Consider the following 26,596-nt stretch of genomic DNA (forward strand, 5'->3'; position numbering starts at 1 on the left):
AACGACCCGCGGGGCCACCACACCCGCGGGTCACCGCCGCCCGGTCGGGGTACCGCCACCCGGTCGTTGAGCGAGGACGCGCAGCGACCGAGCGCCGTACTGAGCGAGCGCAGCGAGTCGAAGTGACGAAACGCTTCATGATCCGCACGACTCCAGCCGAAGCCGCGCACACCTCACCCCGTTTCGTCTCGCTCCGCTCGCTCAACGACCCGCGGGCGCGGGATCAGTCGAGCGCGGTCATGACGTGCTTGATGCGCGTGTAGTCGTCGAAGCCGTACTGCGACAGGTCCTTGCCGTAGCCGGAGTGCTTGAAGCCGCCGTGCGGCATGTCCGACACGAACGGGATGTGCGTGTTGATCCACACGCAGCCGAAGTCGAGGTCACGCGAGAACCGCATGGCCCGCGCGTGATCGGTCGTCCACACCGACGACGCGAGCGCGTAGTCCACGCCGTTCGCCAGCGCGAGCGCCTCCTCGTCGGTCTCGAAGGACTGCACCGTCAGCACGGGGCCGAAGATCTCTCCCTGCACGGCCTCGTCGTCCTGCTGCATCCCCGACACGATCGTGGCCTCGAAGAAGTACCCGGCATCCCCCTGCCGCTTGCCGCCGACCTCGATCTTCGCGTGCGCGGGGAGCCGGTCGACGAAGCCCTGCACCTGCGCGAGCTGCGCCGCGCTCGACAGCGGCCCGTAGAGCACGCCCTCCTCGCGCGGACCCCCGGTGCGGGCATCCGTCTTCGTCTTCTCCACCAGGGCGGCGACGAGCTCGTCGTGGATCGACGAGTGCACGAGCACGCGGGTCGCGGCGGTGCAGTCCTGCCCGGCGTTGAAGAAGGCGCCCGTGACGATGCCGGCTGCCGCCTTCGCGATGTCGGCGCCGGGGAACACGATCGCCGGGGCCTTGCCGCCGAGCTCCAGGTGCACGCGCTTGACGTCGTTCGCGGCCGACCGTGCGACGGCCATGCCCGCGCGCACCGAGCCCGTGATCGCGACCATCTGCGGAACAGGATGCTCGACCAGGGCCACACCGGTGTCACGGTCGCCCAGCACGACGTTGAGGGTGCCGCCGGGGGTGTGCATCGCCACGATCTCGGCGAGCAGCAGCGTGGTGAGCGGGGTCGACTCTGCAGGCTTGAGCACGACCGTGTTGCCCGCGGCGAGCGCGGGGGCGATCTTCCACACCGCCATGTTGAGCGGGTAGTTCCACGGGGTGACCTGACCGATCACGCCGACGGGCTCGCGCCGCACGAAGGACGTGTGGCCGGCCATGTACTCCGCGGCGGCGCGCCCCTCGAGGCTGCGGGCCGCTCCGGCGAAGAAGCGCAGCTGGTCGATCGACTGCACGATCTCATCGGCCACGAGGCTCGCGCGCGGCTTGCCGGTGTCCTGCGACTCCAGGTCGGCGAACTCCTCCGCACGTGCCTCCATCTCGTCGGCGATGCGGAACAGCGCCAACTGACGGTCGGCGGGCGTGGTGTCGCGCCAGAGCGGGAAGGCGGCGGATGCCGCGGCGTAGGCCGCATCGACGTCGCTCGCATCCGACAGGGGCAGCTGCCCGTAGACCTCCTCGGTCGCGGGGTCGATGAGCGGCAGGTGACCCGCTCCGTTCACGGGCACGTAGCGGCCGCCGATGAAGTTCTGCAGCGTCGCGGAGTTCTTCTCTGAGGACATGGCGATATCGTACCGGCATCCGTGCGGATTCTGAAGCTCTTTCTCCCTCGAAACAACTGAATCAGTTGCATGGGCGTGTTCAACCTGTCAATATCGACACATGAGCAGCACTCCGAAGCACCCCGCCCTGGACGACGTCTCGAAGAGGATCGTCGAGCTCCTCCAGGAGGACGGCCGCCGCCCCTACGCCGAGATCGGCCGCGCGGTCGGGCTCAGCGAGGCCGCCGCACGCCAGCGGGTGCAGCGGATGACGGAGGCGGGCATCATCCAGATCGTCGCCGTGACCGATCCGATGCAGCTCGGCTTCCACCGCATGTCGATGATCGGCATCCGCGTCGACAAGGATCCGCGGTCGATCGCGCAGGAGCTCACCAAGATCACCGAGCTGGCCTACGTCGTCGTCACGCTCGGCACCTTCGACATCCTCGTCGAGGCCGTGTGCGAGAGCGACGAGGACCTCATCGACCTCATCGCGACCCGCATCCGCACCATCCCCGGCGTCGTGCACACCGAGAGCCTGCTCTACGCGGGCCTCTACAAGGACCTCTACAACTGGGGCACGCGCTGACGCGCGCCCCGATCGCAACGGAGTGATCATGGGAACCACCGTCTTCGAACGCCAGAAGCCCGCCGAGTCGGTCATCGACGCCTCCCTGCGCGACACCGCGCTCGGGGTGTTCTGGCTCGACGACGTCGAACGCGTCGAGCACCCGACGCTCTCCGCCGACATCACGGCCGACCTGGCCATCGTCGGAGGCGGATACGCCGGCCTGTGGACGGCCGTCCGCGCCAAGGAGCGCGATCCCGAGCGGCGCGTGGTGCTGCTGGAGGCCTCGCGCATCGCCTGGGCGGCGTCGGGTCGCAACGGCGGCTTCTGCGAGGCCAGCCTCACCCACGGGCACGAGAACGGCGTGAACCGCTGGCCTGAGGAGATCGACCGGCTCGAGGAGCTGGGGCTCGAGAACCTCGACGCGATCGAGGCCACGGTCGCGAAGTACGACATGAAGGTCGACTTCGAGCGCACGGGGCAGCTCGCCGTCGCGGTCGAGCCGCACCAGGTCGAGTGGTACCGGGAGGAGCATGGATACCTCGACGAGTCCGCGGTGCAGGCCGAGGTGCACTCCCCCACGTTCCTCGCCGGAGACTGGGACCGCGAGGGCTGCGCGATGGTGCACCCCGCGAAGCTCGGGATGGAGCTGGCCCGCGTCGCCGTCGAGCTCGGCGTGGAGATCTACGAGCACTCCATCGTGCGCGGCGTCGAGGGCGACGGAGCTGGTCCGATCACTCTGATCACCCCCGGCGGGCGGGTGACGGCGGATGCCGTGGCGCTCGCGACCAACGTGTTCCCGTCGCTGCTGAAGCGCAACCGCCTCATGACCGTTCCCGTGTACGACTACGTGCTGATGACGGAGCCGCTGAGCGACGAGCAGCTCTCGTCGATCGGCTGGTCGAACCGTCAAGGCCTCGCCGACAGCGCGAACCAGTTCCACTACTACCGGCTCACCGCCGACAACCGCATCCTGTTCGGCGGGTACGACGCGATCTACCACTTCGGCGGCAAGGTGCGCCCGGAGTACGAGGACCGCATGGAGAGCCACCGCAAGCTCGCCTCGCACTTCTTCACGACGTTCCCGCAGCTGGAGGGGCTGACGTTCACGCACCGCTGGGCGGGGGCGATCGACTCGTCCAGCCGCTTCTGCGCGTTCTTCGGCACCGCGCGAAAGGGCCGCGTGGCGTACGCGACCGGCTTCACCGGACTGGGCGTCGGCGCCGCGCGCTTCGCGGCCGACGTCATGCTCGACAAGCTGTCGGGTGAGGAGACCGAGCGCACCGAGCTGAAGATGGTGCACGAGAAGCCGATCCCGTTCCCGCCGGAGCCCGCCGCCGCGATCGGCATCAACCTGGTCCGAGCCGCGATGAACCAGGCCGACCACAACGACGGGAAGCGCAACCTCTTCCTCAAGGCGCTCGACGCCGTGGGCATGGGGTTCGACTCGTGAGCGCGCTCGACGCCGGGTCAGGGATCGACGCGGGGTCCGGGCTCGATGCGCGCGCCGTCGATCTCCCGCACGAGGCGCTGCCCGCGGCGACGGTCGTGTCCGGGGCGCCGACCGCGGCGCTGCTGCCCCTCGCGACCGTCGGGGACACCGAGGTCGGCATCTGGGAGATGACCCCCGGCACGGCATCCGACACCGAGGCCGACGAGGTCTTCGTCGTGCTGTCGGGTCACGCCGTGATCGAGTTCGTGTCGCCTCCTCTGCCGCCGCTGGAGGTGGGCCCCGGCTCTCTCGTGCGTCTGGCCGAGGGCATGCAGACCGTGTGGACCGTGACCGAGACGCTCCGCAAGGTGTACGTGGCCTGAGCCGCCGTGGCGGGCCGGTTGTACTGACCTCGTCCCGGCATCCGTAGTCGTCCTGTCGGCGCGAGACACCGGATGCCGGCGCAGCCCCGGCGCGTCAGCCGGCTCAGCGTCCATGGCGCCGACAAAGTGACGGCCGCGGCCCTGATCCTCACACGACGGGGACGGGCACCGAGTCGATGAGCAGGCGGGTGTACTCATGCTGCGGATCATCGAGCAGCTGCGACGTGGGTCCGGCTTCGACGATGCGCCCGCGCTTCATCACGATCGTCTCGGCGCACACGCGGCGCACCACGGCGAGGTCATGGCTGATGAACAGCAGCGTGAGTCTCTGCTGCTGACGGATGCCGGCGACGAGGTCGAGCACCTGCGCCTGCACCGAGACGTCGAGCGCGCTGGTGGCCTCGTCCATCACGAGCAGCTCCGGCTCCACCGCGAGCGCCCTGGCGATCGCGACGCGCTGGCGCTGGCCCCCGGAGAGGGTGCGGGGTCGCGCGGTCAGGTGCTCCTCGGAGAGCCCGACCGCGACGAGGAGTTCCAGCGCCCGTGCGCGCGCCGAGGCGCCGGTGCGCCCCGTGTGCAGCGTCAGCACGTCTTCGATCGCGCGCCCGGCCGGGATGCGGGGGTCGAGTGACAGGTACGGGTCCTGGAACACCATCTGCACGCTCTTGGCGCGCTCCAGCCGCTCCGCGCGGGTGCGGGGGATGCCGGCCATCGAGCGGCCGCCGATGCGGATCTCCCCGGCATCCGGCTCCTCCAGCCCGACGATCATGCGCGCGAGCGTCGACTTGCCCGAGCCCGACTCGCCCACGACGGCGAGCGAACCGCCTCGGGGGATCACGAGCTCGGCGTCGACCACGGCGGCGACGTCGCTGCGCCCCCGCCGACGATAGGTCTTCCCCACCCCGGTGACCACGAGCTGGGCGTCGGCGGAGGTCTCGGGCGCCACCGTCACCGCGCCGGTGAGCTTCGGCGTCGCCGCGACCAGCCTGCGCGTGTAGTCCGCCGCGGGCGCGGTCAGCACGGATCGGGCCGGGCCCTCCTCCACGACGGCGCCGTCCTTCATCACGACGAGACGGTCGCACAGGGATCCGGCGAGGTTGAGATCGTGGGTGATGAACAGCATCCCCATCCCGGTCTGCGCGCAGAGGTCGCGCAGCACCTGCACGATCTCGGCCTGGGTGGTGACGTCGAGCGCGGTGGTGGGCTCGTCGCACACCAGCAGCTTCGGTGACGCGCTCAGCGCCCCCGCGATCATCACCCGCTGCAGCATGCCTCCGGAGAGCTCGTGGGGATGCTGCTCCAGGTGCTCGCTCGGCGCGGGCAGCCGCACGGCGGTCAGCAGCTCGACGGCGCGGTCGCGCGCCTTCCCCGCGGGCCAGCCCTCGCACAGCCGCAGCGCCTCGGTGACGTGATCGCCGACCGTGCGCATGGGATTGATGCCTGCGCGGGGGTCCTGGAAGACCATCGCCGCCTCGTGCCGACGGATCTCCTGCCGATCGGCCCCTGCCCGGAGCGGCGAGCGGCCGTCGACCGTCACGGAGCCTCCGACCACGGCGCCGTCGGGCAGCAGACCGAGCACGGAGCGCGCGGTGAGGGACTTGCCGGAGCCGGACTCGCCCACGAGTCCGACGGTCTCCCCCGGCGCGACGCTCAGCGAGATGCCGTGGAGCAGGCGGATGCCGTTCGGCAGGTCGAGCGTCAGGTCGCGGATGTCGAGAAGGGTCATGCGAACTCCGATCCGCCGATGCGGTCCGACAGTTCCTCGCCGATGATGTTCACCGCGACGACCACGATCACGACGATCACGGCCGGGGCGATGGCGGGGAGGAACTGTCCTGAGGCGACGCCCGACTGGGCCTCGTTGATCATGCCGCCCCAGTCGGCCGTTGGCGGCTGCACGCCGAGGCCGAGGAAGGAGAGGCCGGCGAGCTCGGCGAGCACGTAGCCGAAGTTCAGCGTCGACTGCGCGCCGACGATGGGGGTGATGTTGGGCAGCACGCGGCGCAGTGCGATCCACGCGCCGCCGAACCCCTGCACCCGATAGGCCGAGACATAGGGTCTGGTGCGCTCGGCGGCGACGAGCGATCGCGTCAGCCGCGCGACGAACGGCGCGTAGGCGATGCTCATCGCGATCACCGGGGCGAGCAGCCCCTTGCCGAACAGCGCGACGGCCATGATCGCGATCAGCAGCGAGGGGAACGCGAAGAGCACGTCGAACACACGGCCGAGGACGGCGTCGATCCACCCGCCGCGCCACCCCGCGAGGAGGCCGAGCAGGATGCCGAGCACCGTGGAGAACAGCACGACGGCGAGCGGGCCGATCAGCGCGGTGCGCCCGCCCCAGATGATGCGGCTGAGGATGTCGCGGCCGAGCGCGTCGGTGCCGAGCCAGTGCGCGGCGGACGGCAGGGCGTAGAACGCGGTGAAGTCGACGGCATCCGGGTCGTAGGGGGAGATCCACGGGGCGAGGACCGCGGCCAGCGTGACGACGACGAGCACGACGGCGCTGATCGCGAAGAGGATCGGCGGCCGGGGAATGCGCGGCGCACGCAGCACGCGCACCGCCAGCGTGGGGGTCGAGGAGGTCATCGGGCACCAGCTCCTGCGGCGGATCGGGGGTCGATCCAGGGTTCGAGGATGTCGACGATCGCGTTGATGACGACGAACGCCGCCACCACCAGCAGCACGATCGCCTGGACGACGGGGAAGTCCAGGCGGTCGACCGACTGGACGAGCAGCGAGCCCACGCCCGAGAGGCCGAACGCGGCCTCCACGATCGAGCTCGCGACGATGAGTCCGGCGACGAGCACGCCGCTGACCGTGAGGATGGGGCCCAGCGCGTTGCGCAGCACGTGTCGGCGTACGACGATCGAGCGCTTCACGCCGCGGCTCGTGGAGACCTCGACGTGCTCCCGGCTCAGCTGCTCGACCATCGCGGAGCGCGTCACCTTTCCGACGAGCACGATAAACACGATCGCCAGCGCGATGGAGGGCAGCACCAGGTGGCGGACGGTGTCGAGGAAGCCCTCCCCCGACCCGAACGAGGGGAACCAGCCGAGCTGCACCGAGAACACCGCGATGAGCATGATTGAGCCGACGAACGACGGGATCGCCCCGAGCACGGTGAGTCCGATCAGTACGACGCGGTCCAGGAGCCGGCCCCTGTTCAGGGCGGCCACGGCTCCGAGCACGAGCCCGACGACCGCGATGATCGCGCCCGCCATCACCACCAGGGTGAGCGTGACGGGCAGCCGCTCCCCGAGCACGACGCTCACGTCCTGCCGGAACTGCAGCGAGCGGCCGAAGTCGCCCCGCACCGCGCCGCCGATCCAGCGGAGGTACTGCTCGATCGGCGAGCGGTCGAGGCCGTACTGGGCGGTGACCTGCGCCACGGCCTCGGGGCTGGGTTTGCGGCCCCGCAGCAGGAAGCTCACGGGATCCCCCGGCACGAGGAAGCGCGAGAAGAAGACGAGCAGCGAGGCGAGGAACAGCGTCAGCAGCAGTCCGCCGAGCTTCCCGGCGACGCGTCGAGCGGCATGCATCGGGTGATCTCCTCAGGGTTCAGGGGTGAAGGGCGTCAGCGTCGGGAGAGGGGTGGATGCCGCGCACCGGGCGATGCGCGGCATCCGACCTCAGCGAGCCCCGACCTCGGCGGCCCAGGGGTAGTAGAGGAAGGCCATCGACGGGGAGATCCCGCTGATGCGCTCGCCCTGGAAGAGCGACAGCGGGCCGGTCGACAGCGGCAGCCACGGCAGCTCGGCATTCGCGATCTGCTGCGCCTTCGCGGTGAGTTCGCTGCGGGCGGCAGGGTCGTCGGTGGCGATCGCCTGGTTCACGACCTCGTCGAACTCGGGGTCGGACCAGCCGCCGTAGTTGCTGAACTCGCCGGTGCGCAGCACCGAGTACATCTCGAGCGCGTCGGGGCTGGAGAGGTACCAGCTCGTGTAGAAGAGGTCGACCCCTTCCCTGGCGCTCGGGTCGGAGAACAGCGCCGTGTACGCGGCGGGGCTCACGGACTCGACCTTCACCTTCAGGCCGATCGACTGCGCGGCCGCGGCCGTGGCCTGCGAGATGACGGCGAAGTCGTTGCCGATCGGCGCCGTGACGTACGTGAGGGTCTCCCCTTCGACTCCCGCTTCGGCGATGAGCTTCTTCGCCTCCTCGAGGTTCTGCTCGTAGTGGGTGATGTCGTCGAAAGCTGTGGTGCGGGCGGCATCCGATCCGTCTCGCCAGACCGACTCGGTGGTCATGACGTCGGTGACCTCGCCCACGCCTCGGGCCGCGGCCTGCACGATGCCCTGGCGGTCCATCGCCAGCAGCAGCGCCTTGCGCACCCTGAGGTCGCCGAGCGGGCCGTCGAGGTCGCTGATCACGATGTTGCCGACGGCGGTGGAGGGGCCGAACAGCACGTCGCCCTTGCCGGAGGCGCGCAGCTGCGGCACGGCCTCCATCGGGATCATCCAGCCGCCGTCGACGCTGCCCGACTTCATCGCGTTCACCCGCGCCGTGGAGTCGCCCATGAAGACGAACGTCACCTCGCCCGAGCGTGCCCGGAGATCCTCGTCCCAGTATCCGTCGTAGCGCGTGAGGGTGATCGACTCCCCCGACTCCCACGTCGTGAAGGAGAACGGCCCGGTGCAGTTGACCCCTCCGGTCGAGTTGCCGTAGTCGGCGCCCTTCTCGGCGAGGGTCGCCGCGGATTCGATCACACCCGCAGAGCCGCCCATCGAGAGGTTGAACTGCGAGTCGGGACCCGACATGGTCACGGTGACCTGGTTCTCGCCCGTCTGCGAGATGTCGACGACATTTTGGTACACCGAGAACCACGACGATCCGACCGCGGGGTCGAGGTGGCGCGACATGGAGGCGACGACGTCGGCGGCGGTCAACGGCGTGCCGTCGTGGAACGTCACGCCCTGGCGGATGGTGTAGACCCACGTCTCCGGCGTCGGGTGGTCGACGGACTCGGCGAGGGCCGGCGTGAGCGAGAAGTCGGGGTTCAGCCGCAGGAGCGACTCGCAGACGTTCGCGAGCACCTGGTTGTCGGAGTAGTCGAAGGCGTAGGCGTAGTCGAGCGAGTACGGCTCGGAGTAGCTCGCGAAGGTGAACGAGTCGATGTCGCCGCTGGGAGCGGCGGTCGTCGAGGTGATCTTCCAGTCGATCGGCTCGTCGGCGCCTCCTCCCCCGGCTGCGGGCGAGCAGGCGGCCAGGGCGGCGACCGAGAGGATGCCGGCGACGGCGACGGCGCCGCCACGGAGGAACATGCGCGACATCAGGACTCCTTGCGGGTGGTGGCGGATTCGGCTTCGTACACGGGCTGCCCCTCGATCCAGGTCGAGGCGACGCGGGTGCGGTGGATCTCGGATGTCGGACCGGCGAACGGGTTCGGGTCGAGCACGACGAGGTTGGCGAGATAGCCCTCGCGGATGCTGCCGGTGTCGCCCTCTCGACGGTTCACGTACGCGGTGCCGGAGGTGTACGCGGCGAGCGCGGTCTCCAGGTCGAGACGCTGGTGCTCGCCGCCGAGTGGGCCGCGGGCGGAGCCGGGCACGGTGCGGTTCACGGCGATGTGGATGGCCGCGATCGGGTCGGCGGTCGACACCGGCCAGTCGCTGCCGGCGGCGAAGCGGACGCCCTCGCGTGCGAAGTCCCCGAACGGGTACTGCCTGGCCTCCTGCCCGTCCTGGAGGAAAGGGAGGGTGAGCTCGTCGAGCTGGTCCTCGTGCGTGGCCCACAGTGCCTGGATGTTCGCGATGGCGTCGAGCTCCGCGAAGCGGGGGACGTCGTCCTCCGCGACGATCTGCAGGTGGGCGAGGTGGTGCCGGCCGTCGGTCGCGCCGTTCACGTCGTGAGCATCCTGGAGGGCGTCGAGCGCCTCGCGCACCGCCCGGTCGCCGAGCGCGTGCATGTGCACCTGCTGCCCTGCGGCATCCAGGGCAGTGACGTAGCGGCGCAGGTTCTCGGGGGCGATGAAGCTGAGGCCGTGGTTGCAGGTGTCGTGCCCCGAGCCGTCGCGGTACGGCGTGAGCATCGCGGCCGTCTGGTTCTCGGCGACGCCGTCGACCATGATCTTCGTGGTGCCGAGATCGAGGCGGCGGTCGGGATGAGCCGCGGCTGCCGCCTCGCGCCGGGCGATCATCCGTTCGACCTGCTCGATGCCTCCGTCGCGCACCCACCACTGGGCTCCGACCACGTGCACCTTGAGGGTTCCCTCCTCGATGGCCCGCTCGTAGGCGCCGAGCGGATCGGCGATGCCGGCGACCCCGGCGCCGACCATCGCGTCCTGCCAGCCGGTGATGCCGAGGGCGATGAGCTCGTCCTGCGCGCGCAGCAGCCCCTGGTAGGCGAGCTCGTCCGAGGTCGCGGGGCGCACGTGGGCGAACAGGTCACCAGCTCCCTCGTGGAAGGTTCCGGCGGGGTACCCGTCGGCTTCGCGGACGATGCGGCCGTCTTCGGGATCCGCCGTCTCGGCGGTTATGCCGGCGCGCTCGATGGCCGCGGTGCTGGCCCAGGTGCTGTGGTGGTCGCGGCTCTGCAACAGCACGGGCCGTCCGCCCGCCGCCTCGTCGAGCAGCTGCCGGGGCGGGTTGCCGCCCGGGTAGTGGTCCATGCCCCAGCCGCCGCCGAGAACCCATTCGACCTCGGGGTTCTCCGCGACGTAGGCGCGGATGAGGGCCGCGGTCTCCTCGGCGTTCTCGGCATCCGTGAGGTTGCACTGCAGCAGCTCGATGCCGCCGCCGACCGGATGGATGTGCGCGTCCTGGAACCCCGGGCTGAGCAGGGCTCCGCGCAGGTCGATGCGGCGGGCATCGGATGCGGCGGCGAGGTCGGCCTCGGGGACCACGGCCGCGATGCGTCCGCCGCGGACGATGACCGCGTGGTTCTCGAGGGGTGCACCGCTTCCGGTGAACACGGGACCTCCGTGGAAGATGATGTCGCTCGTCATCGCGCGCCTTTCTTCGTCGTCGAAGCTGCAGGATCGCGATAAAGCTATCCGCCGTCATCGCCAATGTCAACACTGTTGTCATGGCTGTTGTGCAGCCGTAGTCTGCTGAGGAGATCGCGCCGCGTCATGGCACGATGGAGCGAGGAAGACCGGAGAGACGATGGCGAACGACAAGGCATCAACCCGCGTGCGGCTGGATCGCGCGGTGATCATCGAGGCCGGCATGGAGCTCGCGGCGACCGGGGTCGCGTCGATCTCGGTCCGCGACCTCGGCGCACGGCTCGGTGCGGACCCCACGGCGATCTACCGGCACTTCGCGAGCAAGGAGGCGCTGATGGGCGCGCTCCTCGACGAGCTGAACGGCCGCGCCGCCGCATCCGTCTCCCTGCCCGTCGAGGAGTGGGCCGGCCGCCTGCGCGCACTCGCCGAGGAGACGCTCGCGCTGTACGTCCGCCACCCCGCGATCGGCACCGAGGCGACCACGCTGACCACCCACGGTCCCGGCGAGCTCGCCGCCATCGAGCTCATGCTCGAGGCTCTGCATCAGGCGGGGCTCCGCGGACAGACTCTCGTGCATCACTACGCGCTGCTCGCCTCGCACGTCCTGTCGGTCGCAGCCGGCATCGCCAGGGCGCGCGCGGTCGCCGAGGACGACGGCGCGGACAGCCCGTGGATCGACTCTCCGCTCCTCGCCGATCCGCGGCAGTTCCCGCTGATCGCGGAGCACAGCGTCCTGCTGTCGGACCTGCAGGATCGGGAGCTCTTCCTGCTCGGGGTCGACGTCATCCTCGAGTCCGCCGCCCGCACGGCCGCCCAGGACTGAAGCCCCTCTTGCGCCCAAACTAGTTTTGTTGCAAAACTATCCCCGGCGCCCACGGCGGGCGCGAGAGGGAGAGATCGATGAAGATCATCGTCGTCGGCGCGGGCATCGGCGGGCTCGCCGCCGCGATCAGCCTGCATGAGGCCGGCCTCACGGACGTCACCGTCTACGAGCGCAGCACCGGCATCCGCGGACTCGGGGTCGGCATCAACCTGCTCCCGCATGCGGTGCGCGAGCTCACCGAACTGGGCGTCGCCGAGACGATCGCCGCGCTCGGGGTCGAGCCGCGCACGCTCGCGTACTTCACGCGCTTCGGGCAGGCGATCTGGGACGAGCCGCGCGGCGTCGCCGCCGGGTACCGCTGGCCGCAGCTGTCGGTGCACCGCGGGCGGCTGCAGCTGGCCCTGCGCGATCTCGCCGACGCGCGGCTGGCCGAGCCGAGCCGTCTCGGCCACCGCCTCATCGGCATCCGCTCGAACGCCGACGGCACCGAGACCGCGCGATTCGCGACGGCCGACGGCGAGGTCGAGGCGACGGCCGACGTGGTCGTCGGGGCCGACGGCATCCACTCCGCCCTGCGCGCCCTGCGCTATCCCGCGGAGGGCGCTCCGCCCTGGAGCGGCCTGACGCTGTGGCGGGGGGTCACCCGCATCCCGGCGTTCCTCGACGGTCGCACCATGATCATGGCCGGTGACGGCGAGCAGAAGTTCGTGGCGTACCCGCTGCAGGAGGCGGATGCCGACGGCCGGGTGCTCGTGAACTTCATCGCCGAGAAGCGCGTCGGGGGCTCGGGCGACGCCGACTGGAACCGGGCGATCGACCCGGCGCCGATCGCGGAGCTGTTCCGCGACTGGAGCTTCGACTGGCTCGATGTTCCGGGGGCGATCGCCGCAGCCGAGGAGATCCTGGAGTATCCGATGGTCGACCGCGACGCACTGCCCCGGTGGACCTTCGGCCGCACGACGCTCCTCGGCGACGCCGCGCACGCGATGTACCCGAACGGCTCGAACGGCGGCTCACAGGCGATCCTCGACGCGCGCACCCTCGCGTTCCACCTCGCCACGGCCGACTCGATCGACGTGGCGCTCACCCGCTACGAGGACGACCGCCGCCCCGCGATGACCGCCCTGCTCGCCGGCACCAGGGCCACCGGCCCCGAGCGGGTGATGCTCGTCACCGCCGAGCGCGCGCCCGAGGGTTTCGCCGACATCGACGACGTGGTGCCGCGCGCCGAGCGCGAGCGGATCGCCGCCGACTACAAGACCGCGGCGGGCTTCCTCCCGGAGACGCTCAACGAGCGTCCGTCGCTGAGCGCGAGGGCGGACCGATGAGCGCTCTCGACGCCGCCCGCCTCGCCGGCGTGATCTCCCCGCTGCGGCGGGCACTGCTCGCGGCGACCCGTGCCGAGGCCCGCCTCCCCGAGCTCTCCGAGGCGCAGATCGACGTGCTCCGCACCCTCCCGCGCGGTGTCGCGAAGGGTCCGGCCGAGATCGCGGCGACGCTGCGTCTGAGCCGTCCGACGGTGAGCAACCTGCTCGGAGCCATGCAGGCCGATGGTCTCGTCGAGCGCACACCCGACCCGGCCGACGGTCGCCGCGTCGTCGTCCGCGCCTCGGCGCGCGCGCTCGATCTGTTCGACCGCTTCGACGCCGCCCACTCCGCGCTCGTGGCACGCGCGGCCGATGCCCTCGACGAGGAGGAGCGCGCGGTGCTCTCCGCGGCGGTTCCGGTGCTCGAGAGGCTGTGCACCGTGCTCACCGGAGCGGATGCCGCGGCATCCGCTCCCCACGACCCGAAGGACGACCGATGACCCTGCCCGTCCCCACGCTCACCCCCGCCTTCGACGTCGAGGTCGCGCTCGGCCCGCTGGAGGACCACCTCGGCACCAGCGCCGGCCACCGCAGGGTCGTGCCGATCCTCGGCGGACAGGTGAGCGGAGAGGTCGACGCGGAGGTCCTGCCCGGCGGCGCCGACTGGCAGCTCGTCCGACCCGACGGCACGATCGAGATCGACAGCAGGTACTCGGCGCGCACGGCATCCGGCGACCTCCTGCTGCTCCACGCCCGCGGGCTGCGCACGGGACCACACGAGGTGCTCGCCCGGCTGCGCCGCGGGGAGGACGTCGATCCGGCGCTGTACTCCTTCCGCACGACGGTGACGGTCGAGACCTCGGCCCCGGCGCTCGCCCACCTGCAGCGGAGCCTCTTCCTCGCGTCGGCGCAGCGCCTGGCCAGCGCCGTGCACTACCGCGCGTACCGCGTGGGGTAGCGCCGCGCGGCGCCACCCCACGCCGTACCGGGGCTCAGCGCTCAGCGGCCGAGGAAGGTCGCCTTCCGGGCCCGATCCCGACGCAGCCAGGGCTCGAACGCCCACCAGAGCAGCAGCGCGACCGCCGCGCCTCCGATGAGTCCGGCGAGCGTGTCGCTGAACCAGTGCGCGTTGATGAGCGTGCGCTGCCAGACGATGCCGATCGCGAGCAGCACGCCGACGACCGTCCAGATGCGGCGCATCCACACCGCGGATGCCGGAATCAGCGCGAACACCGTCACGATCACCGTCGCCGTGCTCACGGCGTGCCCCGAGGGGAACGATCCGTGGTCGACCATGACGAGCGGCCCGAAGAGACCCGCGGCCTCGTCGGCGGCGGGGCGGGGTCGATCGACGAGGTTCTTCGTGAGCTGCGAGAGCAGTCCGGGGCCGGCGAGCTGCACGGCGATCACGAAGAGCGCGGAGCGCCAGCGCCCGATCGCGACGAGCGCGAGCGGCAGCACGATCATCATGAGCGCGAAGCCGGGCAGGGCGCCGAGGTTCTGGAACAGCTGGGCCACCGGACCGGCCGGCAGCGCCGACTCCGGCCCTACTCCGAGCAGCGCCCGCCACGCGTCGTCGAGCCCCTGCGTCCACGGAGACGACGGCGAGGCGAGCACGCCGACGCCGAGCAGCACGAACACGACGAACAGGGCGACGGCGATCCACAGCAGCGCACGCGGGCGCGACGGACTGGCGGGAGGGGCCTGCCCCTCCCGCACGGATGCCGCGGTCACGACACCGGTTCCAGCAGCGCACGCACCGACGCGTAGCCGTCGACCACGTCGCTGACCGGCGTGTCCCACACGCGGACGACGCCGCGATCGCCCTCGTGGACGGGCCAACCGGGGTCGCCCGCCTCGATGAACGAGGTCGCGGCCGCGTGCATCTGATCGGCGAGGGCCTGGGGCGGATTCGGGCCGGCGAGCGGCACCATCGCGGGGCCGTCGAGGCAGTCGAAGAAGAAGGGCACGTCGAGGCAGTGCTCGGCGAACCCGAACGTGCCGGACGGCCAGGAGAACCGGTACAGCCAGGTCGGAGCGTCCCCGCGGTCCTCGGCGATGTTCAGCACGGCGGTGCGGAACATCCTGTCGGTGAGCAGACGCCCGGCGATGCCCGCGGTGCCGCGCTCCAGGGCGTCCTGGTTGGCGGCCAGGTAGGGGCGCATCGCGCCCTTCGGCATCCCGAGCCTGTTCAGCAGGAACGCCTTGGGCACCCAGCGCAGCTTCTTCGCGACCCCCGAGAAGGCCATCGTGAACTCGTCGTCGGTCGCGCCCATCACCAGCGGCTTGTCGGCGCCGACGCCCGCCCGCAGCGACTCCCGCGTCGGACGCACGAGAAGGTCGCCGTCGACGGACGGACCCAGTGGGAGCCCCTCTTCGACGATGCTGCCGAGAGAGCTCGGGCCCAGCTCCGTCGCCTTCTTCTGGAGCGCGATCACGCGCTCCTCGTCGAGAGAGGAGAAGCCGGCGACGGTCGGGGCGACCCCGCCGGCCGCGGCCAGCCCTCGGCCGAACTTCTCGGCGCGCTCCGCCGAGACGTCGGCGAGCGCACCCGAGATCGCGTAGACGCCGTGGAACAGGTGCTGCGCCTTCTCCATCCCGAGCAGGGTGAGCACCGCGCCGCCGCCGGCGGACTGCCCGGCGATCGTGACGCGCGAGGGATCGCCGCCGAAGGCCGCGATGTTCTGCTGCACCCACTCCAGGGCGAGCAGCCAGTCGCGGATGCCGCGGTTCGACGGGGCGTCCTCGATCCACCCGAAGCCGTCGAAGCCGAGCCGGTACGAGATCGACACGGTGACCACGCCGTCGCGGTTGAAGTTGCGGCCGTCGTACCAGGCGCTCGCGGGGGACCCGGCGAAGTAGCCTCCGCCGTGGATCCACACGAGCACGGGCAGGCCGGCCGCGTCGGGATCGGGCGTGAAGACGTTCACGTTCAGGGTGGACTCCCCCGGCACGGACGGCTCGGGGATCAGCGTCACACCGGGGTCGCCACGCTGCGCGGTGGCGGCGAACTCGAGCGCGTCGCGCACGCCCTCCCACGGAGCCTTGGGCACGGGCGCCTGGAATCGCAGCGGCCCGACGGGGGCTTCGGCGAACGGGATGCCGAGGAACGCCGCCGACCGCGGCATCCGCCCGGTCCCCGTCGTCGGGCGCCAGCGTCCGCGCACCCGCCCTGCCGCGGTGTCCACCTCTACGAAATCGGTCATGGTCGTATTCTCGGTCATCAGCGGACTCCCTTGATCGGTGCGGTGGCGATGGCGGCGAGGATCACGAAGACGATCGCGAAGCCGAAGAGCATGGCGTAGCCGCCGAAGGACGTGATGATCACCGCGGCGATCGCGGGGCTCATCGCCTGCGGGATGTTGGTCGCGACGTTGAGGATGCCGAGATCCTTGCCCGCCGCGGTGCCCTCGCTCGGCAGGACCTCGGTCATCAGCGCGGCGTCCACCGACATGTACAGACCGAACCCGATGCCGTTCACGACGCTCATGATGATCATGCCCGTCATGTTCGGCAGGAAGATCGGTACGGAGAGCCCCGCCACCATGACGACGGAGGCGACGTAGATGAACACCTTGCGGCGTCCGAGCCTGTCGCTCAGCCACCCGGAGAGCACGATCGCGATCAGCGTCGGCACCAGCGGGATCAGCGTCAGGGTGAGGGTCGCTCCCTGCGCCTCCACGAGCGACATGCCGATGTAGTCGGTGAGCAGGTAGAGCTGGTAGGTCGCGACCACGAAGTAGCCGAGGATGAGGAGGAACCTCGCCCCGAACGCCCAGGCGAAATCGGGGTGCTTGCGCGGGTTGATCCAGAAGCCCTTGAAGAAGGCGCCCCAGCTGAAGGGCTCGACCAGAGCGCTCTTGGACGACCAGTCACGGTTGAGGAGGACGAACAGGACCGTCACCACGATCACCGCGATGCCGAAGGTGGAGTAGCCGATCCCGATCTGCGAGCCGAGTGCGGCCGCGATCATGACGCCGACCGTCATCCCGAGCTGCGTGCCGAGTCCGATCATCGCGCTCGCGCCGCCGCGCTTCGACCGCGGGAACCGGTCGGCGGTGATCGTCGTCAGCGGCGCCTGGAGGAAGTTCAGCGCGACCTGGATGACGACCCAGAACACCGTGATCCACAGGATGTCGGTCAGCGACCCCAGGCCGAAGAGGAAGATGCCTCCGACGATCGCGCCCATGACCATCCACGGCGCTCGGCGGCCGAACCGCGAGCGCGTCCTGTCGCTGAAGGCGCCGGCGAGGGGCTGCGCGAACAGCGTGAAGACGAACGACACGGTCGTGACGATCGCGAGATTCGCGACCTTGTTCTTCTCGTCCAGCAGCGCGATCTGCGAGGGCAGCAGGATCGCGATGAGGCCGCCGTAGGTGGCGAACAGGGTGAGCGACGAGATCAGCATGCTGGGCAGCAGCCGCCGATTCGCGGGCGGACTCGCGGCGGGAGAGCCTGCGGACGGCGGTTCGGTGGCGATGACGCCGGTGGCCGCGATCTCGGCGGCCGGGTCGAGCGGGGAGAGAGACATGGGGGCTCCTCGTTGAGCGGTTTCAGGACCAATACCAAACATCATTCGGTATTCATGAGACATGCTCGCAGATCGGATGTCGACCTCGCAAGCCATTCACGAACTTCGTTCGGTTTTCGCGATCGGCGCCGCCGGTTTACGCTGGGGTCATGGCGACTCGAGGGGCATACGCGAAGGGCGTCATCAAGCGCGAGGAGATCCTCGAAGCGGCGCTGTCCGTCGTCGCGGCGCATGGATACCGCAAGGCGTCGGTGCGGGAGATCGCGGATGCCGCAGGCCTGAGCCCCGCCGGACTCCTGCACTACTTCGGCACCAAGGAGGAGCTGTTCGTGGCCATCCTCCGCGCCCGCGACGAGCGCGACGAGCTGGAGTACGTCGGGGAGGACACCACCGAGGCATTCCTCGCCGTGATCCGACACAACGCCTCGGTGCCCGGCCTGGTCCAGCTCTACTCCCAGCTCGCGGCCGAGGCCGGAGACCCGGAGCACCCGGCGCACGCCTACTTCCGCGCCCGCACCGCCACCGTCGAGAGCGCCGCGATCGCCGGGGTCATCGAGGCGCAGGATGCCGGCGGCATCCGCGCCGACCTCGACCCCGCCTGGGTCGTCCGCTCGCTGCACGCCCTCGCCGACGGCCTCCAGTCCGCGTGGATGCTCGACCCGACGCTCGACATGGCCGCCGACATCGAACGGTTCATCGCGCTGCTGCGCCCGTAGCCCGGTGGCGTCGGCGCAGGCCCCGCCTGCCCTGCCCGCCTGCACTGCCCTGCCCGCTCGCCCCCGCCTGCCTGCCTGCCTACCTACCTACCTACCAGCTCTGCAGGTCGACATGTCGGTGCGAAGTTCGCGCTGCCGGTCGGATCTGCCTGTTTCGGCCGACGAACCGAACTCTCCGCCGGCAGAACGATCGGCCTGACTCAGTCGACCCGCGTCACCTCGGCGTGCGGCATCCGCTCGCTCATGACCCGGATCGCCTCGGGGTTGTCGTCGACGAGCACAGCATCGCGCCCCAGGGCCGACGCCACGGCCCCCGTCGTGCCGGATCCGGCGAAGAGGTCGAGGACCCTGTCTCCCGGACGACTCGACGCCGTCACGATACGGCGCAGGATGCCGGCGGGCTTCTGCGTCGGATACCCGGTCTTCTCTCGCCCCGTCGTCGGCACGATGGTGTGCCACCACACGTCGGTGGGGAGCTTGCCCCGTGCGGCCTTCTCGGCCGTGACCAACCCGGGGGCCATGTACGGCTCCCGGTCGACGTCGTCGGAATTGAACACGTACTCGCGCGGGTTCTTCACGTAGACGAGGATCGTGTCGTGCTTGGTGGGCCAGCGGCGGCGCGACTTCGCGCCGTAGTCGTAGGCCCAGATCAGCTCGTTGAGGAAGCAGTCCCGCCCGAAGACCGCGTCGAGCATCACCTTGGCGTAGTGCGCCTCGCGGTAGTCGAGATGCAGGTAGAGCGTGCCGTCGTCGGCGAGCAGCCGCCAGGCCTCCTCGAGCCGCGGCATGAGGAAGTCGCCGTAGTCGTCGAAGCGGTCGTCGTAGGCGCGGAGCATCCCGCGCACCCGCTCGTACCGGTGACCGTGGAAGCCGTGCCGCACCTCGGTCTCGGGCTCGGGCTCCGGTCTCGCCGGTTCAGAACTCCTCACATCCGCAGCCTCCGCCGGGCCGCCCTCGCGGGATTCCGTGGCACCGTCATCGTCGGCACCGGATTCTTGAGGAGTTGTGGACATCCGCGTGGCGGTCATCACCCGGCGTTCGCGCGTGCGCCCCGTGTTGAACGGCGGATCGAGGTACACGAGCGTGAACGATCCGGAGGGGAGCGTGGCGGCGGCCACCAGATTGTCGCCCTCGATCACGGTCACCGCACCCACGGTCGCCGCACCGTTTTTCGGAGACTGGTCCGTTTTTCGGATGGATGCCGCAGAATCTTCCGAGATTCCTGCATCCGTCCGAATTCCTGGAGCGGCTGCCGCCCCGGGGTCCTCCGAGGGGTCGGTCACGGAACCCTGTGCAGCCACGCGTCCGTCGCGAACTTCGACGCGACGAGGGCCTCGGCGTCGGCGTACTCGTCGGCCGTGATCGCACCGTCCTCCGCGGAGGTGAGCGAGCGGAAGGTGTCCTTGAAGCGCTCGATGATCTCGGCGCGGGGCAGGCCGGTCTGGCTGCGCAGCGGGTCGACGCGCTTGGCGGCGGACGTCGTGCCCTTGTCGCTGAGCTTCTCGCGGCCGATGCGCAGCACCTCGGTCATGACCTGTCCGTCGATGTCGTACGACAGGGTCGCGTGGTGCAGCACCCCGCCGTTGGCGAGGCGCTTCTGCGCGGCGCCGCCGATCTTGCCCGACGAGGAGGCGATGTCGTTGAGGGGCTGGTAGACCGCGTCGATGCCGAGGGAGCGCAGCGCCTGCAGCACCCAGTCGTCGAGGAACGCGTAGGAATCGGCGAAGGTCATCCCGGCGACGAGGGATGCCGGAACGTAGAGCGAGTACGTGATGATCTGCCCGGCGGCCATGAGCATGGCCCCACCGCCGGAGATGCGGCGGACGACGTCGAAGCCGTGCTGAGCCGCACCCTCGGGGTCGACCTCGTTGCGGTACGACTGGAACGAGCCGATCACCACGGCCGACTGGTCCCACTCCCAGATGCGCAGCGTGGGGCGTCGGCGGCCTTCGCCCACGCGCGAGGTGAGCACCTCGTCGAGCGCCAGGTTCATGCGCGGGGAGACGGCCTTCTCGTGCACGATCTCCCAGTCGAAGTCGCGCCATCCGGGGGCCGTGACGAGCGCACGACGCACCGCGGTGCCGACCGCGTCGGGGGTGAACCCGAGCAGCTGCGCGCCGTCGGGCAGCGCGGCGCGGACGGCGGCGGCGATGGCCGTGGCATCCGCCTCTGCGGGGAGGCCGTTCACCGCGGCGTTGATGTCGTCGAGCGCCGAGTCCGGCTCGAGAAAGAAGTCGCCGGCGAGGCGGAATCCCGCGAGCCTGCCGTCCTCTACCTCGACGTCGACGACGACGAGCTTTCCTCCGGGGACCTTGTATTCACCGTGCACCCCTCCAGCTTAAGGCGCGAGGAGCCTCACCGGCCGAGGATCACCGCCCGCTCGCCCGCGCGGATCGATGCCGTGTAGCGGTTGCCGGCCGGGGGCAGCGGGCACACGAACTGGTCGGAGAACGCGCACGGCGGCAGATACGCCCTGTTGAAGTCGATCCAGGCGCTCCCGTCCGCCGCGGGCTCGTCGACCGGCAGGAACCGGAACCGGTACGTCTCGATGCCGTTCGTGGCGTCGGCGAACACGGCGCTGAGCGCCCCCTGCGCCCCGCGCGTCACCGTGAGGGAGAGAGGGATGCCGTCGAGCGTGAAGTGCAGCCGCCCGGCGACGGGAGAATCCTGCTCCTCGCCGTCGACCGCGGTGATCGTGATGCTCTCCCCCGGCGTCTCCTCGAAGACGGCGGGTACCCGCCAGCCCTCCCGCGGCGGGTAGGCGTCGATCGCGCTGAAGCGCTGCCGCTGCGGCCGCTGCGGGTTGAACACCCGGAGGCCGATCGTGCCGTTGCGCTCGAACACGCGCAGCTCGCGCCTGCCGAACCTGATCGTCTCGGTTCCGCGCAGGGTGACGCTGGCCCCCGCCGTTCCGAGGTCGCTGCCCCGGATGCCGCCGTCGCCGGTGAGCGCCCAGAGCCCCGGGACCCCGTCGACCGCGGCGGGTTCGGTGATCAGCCAGTTCGTCGATTCCAGCGCGGACGGCCCGTACTCGGCGCCCGCGTAGCTCTCCCGCGACGCGTGCCAGCTGCGCCAGTCATCCTCGAAGCCCATCGGAGAACCTCCCTCTCGCCGCGAATCTACGGGGAGGCAGAGGGGCGGCGCGCGCGCATCGTCATCCGGTTACACCCGGCGTAACGTCACGACTCCGAGCGAAATGTTTCGGGGCCGAGGGAATGCGCGGCTCAGCGTCGGGCGATGTGCGCGTCGAGCCAGGCGAGGACGTCGGCGCGCACCTCCTCCTGCTGGAGCTCCTTGAAGATCTCGTGCCGGGCGTCGGGGTAGACGAGCGTCGTGACATCGGTCAAACCAGAGCGCGAGCGGTACTCGTCGGCGAGCTTGTGCACGCTGCGGGGGCCGCCGACCGGGTCGTCGCGGCCGACGAGGAGCAGCATCGGGATGTCGCGGCCGAGGTCCTTGCGCGGGCGGCCGTAGAGCTTCGCAGCCTCGATGGGGCCGAACAGCTTCAGCAGCGGGACGTCGGTGGTGAGGGGGTCCTCGTCGAACTCCTTCCAGACCGCGGGGTCGCGGCTGAGCCACTCGAGTCCCGTCGCCCCCTCCCCTGCCCACCGGGCGTTCAGCGGGGCGGCGTTCAGCGAGGTCGGTGTGCGCAGGGCGGAGCCGGAGAGGATGACGGCATCCCACGCCTCCGGGTGGTCGTTGACGAGCATCTGCGCGAGGAACGATCCCCACGAGTGCCCGAGGAGCACGAGGGGGAGATCGGGGTTCTCTTCACGGATGATGCCCGTGAGCTGCCAGATCGCCTCCTTCGTCGCACGGATGCCGCCCTTGCCGAGGTGGCCGAGCCCTGCAGGTCCGTCGTGCTGGCGGATGCCGGTGCGCCCGTGGCCTCGGTGGTCGTCGGCGTAGACGATGAATCCGGCGTCGGTGAGGGCGGCGATCAGCGCGCCGTAGCGGCCCGCGTGCTCGCCGACTCCGTGGAGCAGCTGCACCACCCCTCGCGCGACACCCGCCGCGGGGTGCACGTCGTAGACGATGGCGATGCCGTGGGCATCCGTGAACTCACGCGTATCCGTCACGCCCCCACCCTACCCACGGGGTGCGGGGGCCGCGAGGGCGATGGCTCAGGCGAGAGCGGCGACGAGGGCGCGCGCGGTGGCGAGGTCGGTCACCTCGTAGCCGCCTACGCCGTCGGCCGCCGATCCCATGCGCACGCCGCCGTCTTCGACGACGCTGCGCTTGGCGGAGAAGTGCAGGGCGTCGACTCCGGTGGCGGCGAGCGCTCTGGCGGATGCCGCGGTCACCCCGCTTCCGACCATGATCTCGATCGCCCCCTCAGCCTCGGCGACGAGGGCGCGCAGGGTGTCGATGCCGTCGACGGCCGCCGAGGCGCCGCCGGAGGTGAGCACCCGGCGCAGCCCGAGTTCACGGGCGGCGCGGAGAGTCGCGAGCGGGTCGGGTGTCACGTCGATGGCGCGGTGCAGGGTGACGGATGCTCCGCCCGCGGCGTCGCGCAGCCGCGCCATCGCGTCGAGGTCGAGGACGCCGGACGCGTCGAGGGCGCCGATCACGACGCCGTGCGCCCCCGCGTCGACGGCACGGCGGACGTCGCGCTCGGAGACGGCGAGCTCGTCGGCGTCGTAGTGGAAGCCGCCGGCGCGGGGGCGGATCAGGACGTGCACCTCGGGCCCCGCCTCTCGGGCGGCCTCGATCGAGAGCTCCAGGGTGGCGGGTGACGGCGTGAGTCCGCCGAGGGCGAGGGCCTGGGCGAGCTCGACGCGGGCGGCGCCGACGGCTCCGGCGACGCGCACTCCGGCGGGGTCTTGTACGGCGATCTCGAGGGCGAGGTTCTGCGGCATCCGTCCATTCTCGCGCGCCGAGCCGGCATCCGCGCTTCCCTCCGGCCGAAGAATTACTTAGACTGTCTAAGTAATGTCTGCGTCTGATGAATCCCTCCACCTCACGGCGACAGAACTGCGCATGGCCACGTTCCGGTTGGCGAGGCGCCTGCGGTGCGCTCGCGCGATCGACGCCATGAGCGATGCGCAGCTCGCCGTCCTGTCCACCCTGCGCATGTACGGCCGGCGCACGATCACGTCTCTCGCCGAGCGCGAGCGCGTGACCGCCCCGTCGATGACGAGCATGATCAACGGCCTCGAAGAGCAGGGGTTCGTGACCCGCACCCCCGATGACGAGGACCGCAGACGCGTGCAGGTCGACATCACGGATGCCGGGGTCGAGATCGTCGCCGAGACGATCCAGCGCCGAGACGAGCTGCTGTTCGACGCGATGCGCGAGCTCGAGTTCACGGAGGACGAGCTGAAGATCCTGCACGACGCCAGCGTGCTGATGCGGAGGGTGGCCGAGCGATGAGCGCGATGTTCCGTTCCTTCTCCAATGTCAACTACCGCATCTGGTTCGGCGGGGCTCTCGTCTCGAACGTCGGCGGATGGATGCAGGCCACCGCCCAGGACTGGGTCGTGCTCACCGAGCTGACGAACAATGACGCCGCGGCGATGGGCGCCACGATGGCGCTGCAGTTCGGGCCACCCCTGGTGCTGGTGAGCCTCACCGGCTGGGTCGCCGACCGCTTCGACCGCCGACGCATCCTGCTCACCACCCAGACCGCCCTGCTCGCCCTGGCGGTCGCGGTGGGAACGCTGCTGCTGCTCGGCGTGATGACGCTGCCGATGATGTTCTGCTTCGCGGCGGGGTTCGGTGTCGTGAACGCGTTCGACGCCCCGGCCAGGCAGACCTTCGTGTCCGACATGGTGTCGGCGAGCGAGACCTCCAACGCCGTCGCGCTCAACTCGGCGTCGTTCAACCTGGCGCGCATGATCGGCCCCGCCGTGGGGGGTCTGCTCATCGTCGCGATCGGCTCCGGGTGGGTGTTCATCGTGAACGCCGCCACGTTCCTCGCCATGATCGTCGCGCTGATGCTCATGCGAAGGAGCCAGCTCGCACCGCGCCCCAAGCACCGCAACCGCGGCGGCCTCGCCGCGGGCTTCCGCTACGTGTGGGGGCGCAGCGATCTGCGCGTCGTGTTCGTGACGGTGTTCCTCATCGGCGCCTTCGGCATGAACTTCCCGATCTTCGCGTCGACCATGGCGATCGAGTTCGGCGCGGGCGCCGACGGCTACGGCATCCTGAGCTCGATCCTCGCGATCGGTTCGCTCACCGGTGCGCTGCTGGCCGCACGCCGTGACCGCGCCAGGGTGCGGGTGGTGATCTTCGCCGCCGGCGGGTTCGGCGTGTTCGCGTTCATCTCTGCGGCGATGCCGACGTATGCGGCGTACGCCGTGACGCTCATGTTCACCGGATTCACGATCGTGACCCTGCTCACCACCGCGAACGGCTACGTGCAGACCACCACCGATCCCGCCCTGCGCGGACGGGTGCTCGCGCTGTACATGGCGGTCATCATGGGGGCGACTCCAATCGGCGCGCCGATCGCCGGATGGGTGGCCGACACGTTCGGGCCGCGCACCGCGATCATGCTCGGCGGTGTGGCCGGACTCGTCGCGTGCGCGATCGGGGTGACCTGGGTGCTCACGAGCGGGCGTCTGCACCGCGACGAGAACCGGCGGTTCCTGATGACACTCGACGAGACGCGTCCGCTGAGCGTGATCGACGAGGTCGACCCGGTCGAATTCAGCGACGAGGCGGCGGCGACCACGCCGATCCGCACGGCGAAGAAGTCGAGCTGACCCCGCCGAGCGCGGGCCTCCCTTCGCCGGGTGCGGTCGCCCGGAAGGACTCCGGCGTGATCAGCCGCCCGCGGCATCCACGCGAGAACGCCACTCCTTCCAGAACCGGCGCCATCCTGCGGCATCGGACTCGTCGTCGGGCAGCGCCCGAGGCACGGAACGGGAGTAGAACGCATCGATCTGGCGGGCGAAACCGAGAACAGCTTCCCTCCACTGCGCACGCGTCGTGGTCGCGATCGTCGTGTCCCGCCGGAGCGTGACAGACTCCCCCTCCGTGACCACCGACATGTCGACGCCCATCGGGCAGCCGCTGATGAAGCATCCGCCGCTTCCATCATCGATGACGAGATGCCCACAACAGGGGAAGAGCTGGTTCCCACCCGTGAGCAAATCACCCGGCAGGTGATCTGCGTCCAGCGTCCGCAGCAGGAACAAACCGGCAGCCGAGACCGTGACTTCCTCGTCCTCCGGTCCGACCAGCACGAGGTCCCCCACGTCCAGTCGAACCAGACCGTGCGCGCACTGGTCCTCCCCAGCATCTGCATCTCCAGCGAGCCATCTCAGCCCCGTCGCTTGCAGGGTGACTTCCACGTCCGTTCCTCTCGAGTTCATGTCGCCACTCCGATCAGCTTCCGTACTCATCGCAATCGAGGCTCGCCCCGATGCGGACCAGGAACGGCAGGCTCCAGCCCCCATCCGAGCAACTGATGCTGGCCGGGCAGCTTGGTGAGGATCTCTCCGTCCGGGGTCACGATCTCGTCGAGGACTTCGTCCTCTCCGTCTCTCGCGTTGAAGTCGCGAACGATCTGTAGCCTGGCGGTGACGTCAGTCGTCTCGACGAGAGTGACTATCGGTTCGACCAGCGGGCGGACACGTCCGAGAACACGTTCGATCTGCTCGTCGATCGTGAGGCCCGGCTCGTCGCAGCGCACCTGCCACGAATGCTGGATCGGAATCGGCGGCTCTGATCGTCTGCTCGCCCGCACGGTGAACCGGTCGGGTTCGCTCGCGAACACACCGCTGATGTCTGCTGCGGGCACAGTCTCACTGTCCAGAGCGAAGTACAAGTACACCCACACTCTCGTGGACTCCGATTTGCTTAGATCAAATCGCTCCGAGTCTTCGACTCCAAGCAATCGCATGACATCAATCGCATCTACCGGGGCCTTTTCCGCGAGTCTGGTCAGCATCCGATCAGACACACCAGCTCGCACAGATCTTCGTGCGTACTTCACCGCGCTCGAGGGCGAAACAAGGCCGAGGGCCACGCCCACTCCAAGATCAACGCCAGTTAGAGAAACACCGGACTCGCTCAACCATGTTTGGTCCAGTTCGAATCTCATCGGCCCGTCCTCTTCCTCACCCGTTAGCGCAGCCTAGCGGGTGAGTTATCAACTCAAGTCAAGAAATCCAATTTTGTAAGTCTTCGTGGAACTCATTCGTGATATAGCGAGAAAAGTTGGCCTTTTCTCCCGGCGAATGAATATTCGGAAGGGCCCATTTACCAAGATTGAAAGCAAATTTTGATCGTACCA

General features: G+C 70.0%; 26 protein-coding genes. 10 read left to right on the top strand and 16 right to left on the bottom strand.

What is annotated here, in order from left to right:
• Positions 1–223: 223 nt before the first annotated feature.
• Positions 224–1,669: a gamma-aminobutyraldehyde dehydrogenase gene (locus ACFY5A_RS02525; protein ID WP_341941235.1), complete on the bottom strand. Its 1,446-nt coding sequence runs from the start codon at positions 1,667–1,669 to the stop codon at positions 224–226.
• A 100-nt stretch (positions 1,670–1,769) separates the two neighbouring features.
• Between ACFY5A_RS02525 and ACFY5A_RS02530 the strand changes: the two genes are divergently transcribed.
• The 3 genes from ACFY5A_RS02530 to ACFY5A_RS02540 are packed head-to-tail and all read left to right on the top strand — an operon-like array spanning position 1,770 to position 4,031.
• A complete protein-coding gene (locus ACFY5A_RS02530; protein ID WP_105675177.1) occupies positions 1,770–2,237 on the top strand; it encodes an Lrp/AsnC family transcriptional regulator in 468 nt (155 codons plus the stop codon).
• 28 nt (positions 2,238–2,265) lie between these two features.
• Complete coding sequence (locus ACFY5A_RS02535; RefSeq protein ID WP_341941234.1) at positions 2,266–3,669, top strand: FAD-dependent oxidoreductase; 1,404 nt, start codon at positions 2,266–2,268, stop codon at positions 3,667–3,669.
• Positions 3,666–4,031, top strand: a complete 366-nt coding sequence (locus tag ACFY5A_RS02540; RefSeq protein WP_341941233.1) for a cupin domain-containing protein — start codon at positions 3,666–3,668, stop codon at positions 4,029–4,031. Before ACFY5A_RS02535 ends, ACFY5A_RS02540 begins: the two co-directional genes overlap by 4 nt.
• A 148-nt stretch (positions 4,032–4,179) precedes the next feature.
• On the opposite strand, the gene ACFY5A_RS02545 is transcribed toward ACFY5A_RS02540, so the two are convergent.
• The 5 genes from ACFY5A_RS02545 to ACFY5A_RS02565 form a co-directional block, all read right to left on the bottom strand.
• The gene (locus tag ACFY5A_RS02545; protein WP_341941232.1) at positions 4,180–5,757 is read right to left on the bottom strand and encodes an ABC transporter ATP-binding protein; all 1,578 of its coding nucleotides are present in this window, start codon (positions 5,755–5,757) and stop codon (positions 4,180–4,182) included.
• Positions 5,754–6,620, bottom strand: coding sequence for an ABC transporter permease (locus ACFY5A_RS02550; RefSeq protein ID WP_387231596.1), 867 nt, complete (start codon positions 6,618–6,620; stop codon positions 5,754–5,756). Before ACFY5A_RS02550 ends, ACFY5A_RS02545 begins: the two co-directional genes overlap by 4 nt.
• The gene (locus ACFY5A_RS02555; protein ID WP_387231598.1) at positions 6,617–7,573 is read right to left on the bottom strand and encodes an ABC transporter permease; all 957 of its coding nucleotides are present in this window, start codon (positions 7,571–7,573) and stop codon (positions 6,617–6,619) included. The genes ACFY5A_RS02550 and ACFY5A_RS02555 overlap by 4 nt, the downstream gene beginning before the upstream one ends.
• A gap of 90 nt (positions 7,574–7,663) precedes the next feature.
• The gene (locus ACFY5A_RS02560) at positions 7,664–9,304 is read right to left on the bottom strand and encodes an ABC transporter substrate-binding protein (RefSeq protein WP_105675167.1); all 1,641 of its coding nucleotides are present in this window, start codon (positions 9,302–9,304) and stop codon (positions 7,664–7,666) included.
• The gene (locus tag ACFY5A_RS02565) at positions 9,304–10,977 is read right to left on the bottom strand and encodes an amidohydrolase (protein WP_341941229.1); all 1,674 of its coding nucleotides are present in this window, start codon (positions 10,975–10,977) and stop codon (positions 9,304–9,306) included. The genes ACFY5A_RS02560 and ACFY5A_RS02565 overlap by 1 nt, the downstream gene beginning before the upstream one ends.
• A 160-nt stretch (positions 10,978–11,137) precedes the next feature.
• On the opposite strand from ACFY5A_RS02565, the gene ACFY5A_RS02570 reads away from it, so the two are divergent.
• The 4 genes from ACFY5A_RS02570 (at position 11,138) to ACFY5A_RS02585 (ending at position 14,065) form a co-directional block, all read left to right on the top strand.
• Positions 11,138–11,800, top strand: a complete 663-nt coding sequence (locus ACFY5A_RS02570; RefSeq protein ID WP_341941228.1) for a helix-turn-helix domain-containing protein — start codon at positions 11,138–11,140, stop codon at positions 11,798–11,800.
• 77 nt (positions 11,801–11,877) lie between these two features.
• Positions 11,878–13,128: a flavin-dependent oxidoreductase gene (locus ACFY5A_RS02575; RefSeq protein WP_387231601.1), complete on the top strand. Its 1,251-nt coding sequence runs from the start codon at positions 11,878–11,880 to the stop codon at positions 13,126–13,128.
• Positions 13,125–13,607, top strand: coding sequence for a MarR family winged helix-turn-helix transcriptional regulator (locus ACFY5A_RS02580; protein ID WP_387231603.1), 483 nt, complete (start codon positions 13,125–13,127; stop codon positions 13,605–13,607). Before ACFY5A_RS02575 ends, ACFY5A_RS02580 begins: the two co-directional genes overlap by 4 nt.
• Complete coding sequence (locus ACFY5A_RS02585) at positions 13,604–14,065, top strand: DUF3237 domain-containing protein (RefSeq protein ID WP_387231605.1); 462 nt, start codon at positions 13,604–13,606, stop codon at positions 14,063–14,065. The genes ACFY5A_RS02580 and ACFY5A_RS02585 overlap by 4 nt, the downstream gene beginning before the upstream one ends.
• A gap of 41 nt (positions 14,066–14,106) precedes the next feature.
• On the opposite strand, the gene ACFY5A_RS02590 is transcribed toward ACFY5A_RS02585, so the two are convergent.
• The 3 genes from ACFY5A_RS02590 to ACFY5A_RS02600 are packed head-to-tail and all read right to left on the bottom strand — an operon-like array spanning position 14,107 to position 17,638.
• The gene (locus ACFY5A_RS02590) at positions 14,107–14,841 is read right to left on the bottom strand and encodes a phosphatase PAP2 family protein (RefSeq protein WP_387231607.1); all 735 of its coding nucleotides are present in this window, start codon (positions 14,839–14,841) and stop codon (positions 14,107–14,109) included.
• The gene (locus ACFY5A_RS02595) at positions 14,838–16,313 is read right to left on the bottom strand and encodes a carboxylesterase/lipase family protein (protein WP_387231609.1); all 1,476 of its coding nucleotides are present in this window, start codon (positions 16,311–16,313) and stop codon (positions 14,838–14,840) included. The genes ACFY5A_RS02590 and ACFY5A_RS02595 overlap by 4 nt, the downstream gene beginning before the upstream one ends.
• Positions 16,314–16,330: 17 nt before the next feature.
• Positions 16,331–17,638: an MFS transporter gene (locus tag ACFY5A_RS02600; RefSeq protein WP_387231611.1), complete on the bottom strand. Its 1,308-nt coding sequence runs from the start codon at positions 17,636–17,638 to the stop codon at positions 16,331–16,333.
• A gap of 149 nt (positions 17,639–17,787) precedes the next feature.
• Here ACFY5A_RS02600 and ACFY5A_RS02605 point away from each other — a divergent pair, with 149 nt between their 5' ends.
• The gene (locus ACFY5A_RS02605) at positions 17,788–18,354 is read left to right on the top strand and encodes a TetR/AcrR family transcriptional regulator (protein WP_105675149.1); all 567 of its coding nucleotides are present in this window, start codon (positions 17,788–17,790) and stop codon (positions 18,352–18,354) included.
• A gap of 200 nt (positions 18,355–18,554) precedes the next feature.
• Here ACFY5A_RS02605 and ACFY5A_RS02610 read toward each other — a convergent pair whose 3' ends face one another.
• The 5 genes from ACFY5A_RS02610 to ACFY5A_RS02630 all read right to left on the bottom strand — a co-directional run bounded on the left by ACFY5A_RS02610 (position 18,555) and on the right by ACFY5A_RS02630 (position 23,213).
• Positions 18,555–19,499: a site-specific DNA-methyltransferase gene (locus ACFY5A_RS02610; RefSeq protein WP_341941220.1), complete on the bottom strand. Its 945-nt coding sequence runs from the start codon at positions 19,497–19,499 to the stop codon at positions 18,555–18,557.
• Positions 19,500–19,633: 134 nt separating this feature from the next.
• Positions 19,634–20,683 carry a biotin/lipoate A/B protein ligase family protein gene (locus ACFY5A_RS02615; protein ID WP_105675148.1) on the bottom strand — a complete coding sequence of 350 codons (1,050 nt, stop codon included), beginning with the start codon at positions 20,681–20,683 and terminating at the stop codon, positions 19,634–19,636.
• Positions 20,684–20,709: 26 nt separating this feature from the next.
• Positions 20,710–21,447 (bottom strand): DUF1684 domain-containing protein, encoded by a 738-nt coding sequence (locus ACFY5A_RS02620; protein WP_387231614.1) that lies wholly within the window; start codon positions 21,445–21,447, stop codon positions 20,710–20,712.
• A 131-nt stretch (positions 21,448–21,578) separates the two neighbouring features.
• Entirely contained in the window at positions 21,579–22,433 is an 855-nt protein-coding gene (locus tag ACFY5A_RS02625) for an alpha/beta fold hydrolase (protein WP_105675144.1), read from the bottom strand.
• A 45-nt stretch (positions 22,434–22,478) separates the two neighbouring features.
• Positions 22,479–23,213, bottom strand: a complete 735-nt coding sequence (locus ACFY5A_RS02630) for a copper homeostasis protein CutC (RefSeq protein ID WP_387231616.1) — start codon at positions 23,211–23,213, stop codon at positions 22,479–22,481.
• A 73-nt stretch (positions 23,214–23,286) separates the two neighbouring features.
• Between ACFY5A_RS02630 and ACFY5A_RS02635 the strand changes: the two genes are divergently transcribed.
• Together ACFY5A_RS02635 and ACFY5A_RS02640 are read left to right on the top strand one after the other, a co-directional pair.
• Positions 23,287–23,727, top strand: coding sequence for a MarR family winged helix-turn-helix transcriptional regulator (locus tag ACFY5A_RS02635; RefSeq protein ID WP_105675140.1), 441 nt, complete (start codon positions 23,287–23,289; stop codon positions 23,725–23,727).
• A 5-nt stretch (positions 23,728–23,732) separates the two neighbouring features.
• Positions 23,733–25,061 (top strand): MFS transporter, encoded by a 1,329-nt coding sequence (locus tag ACFY5A_RS02640; protein WP_387235871.1) that lies wholly within the window; start codon positions 23,733–23,735, stop codon positions 25,059–25,061.
• Positions 25,062–25,121: 60 nt separating this feature from the next.
• Here the strand turns inward: ACFY5A_RS02640 and ACFY5A_RS02645 are convergent, their stop codons facing one another.
• Together ACFY5A_RS02645 and ACFY5A_RS02650 are read right to left on the bottom strand one after the other, a co-directional pair.
• Positions 25,122–25,556, bottom strand: a complete 435-nt coding sequence (locus ACFY5A_RS02645) for a hypothetical protein (protein WP_387231618.1) — start codon at positions 25,554–25,556, stop codon at positions 25,122–25,124.
• Between the two features lie 143 nt (positions 25,557–25,699).
• Positions 25,700–26,101 carry a DUF4279 domain-containing protein gene (locus ACFY5A_RS02650; protein ID WP_387231620.1) on the bottom strand — a complete coding sequence of 134 codons (402 nt, stop codon included), beginning with the start codon at positions 26,099–26,101 and terminating at the stop codon, positions 25,700–25,702.
• Between the last annotated feature and the right edge of the window lie 495 nt (positions 26,102–26,596).

The sequence above is a fragment of the Microbacterium sp. NPDC012755 genome, from assembly GCF_042901325.1.
GTDB classification, from domain to species: Bacteria; Actinomycetota; Actinomycetes; order Actinomycetales; family Microbacteriaceae; genus Microbacterium; species Microbacterium natoriense.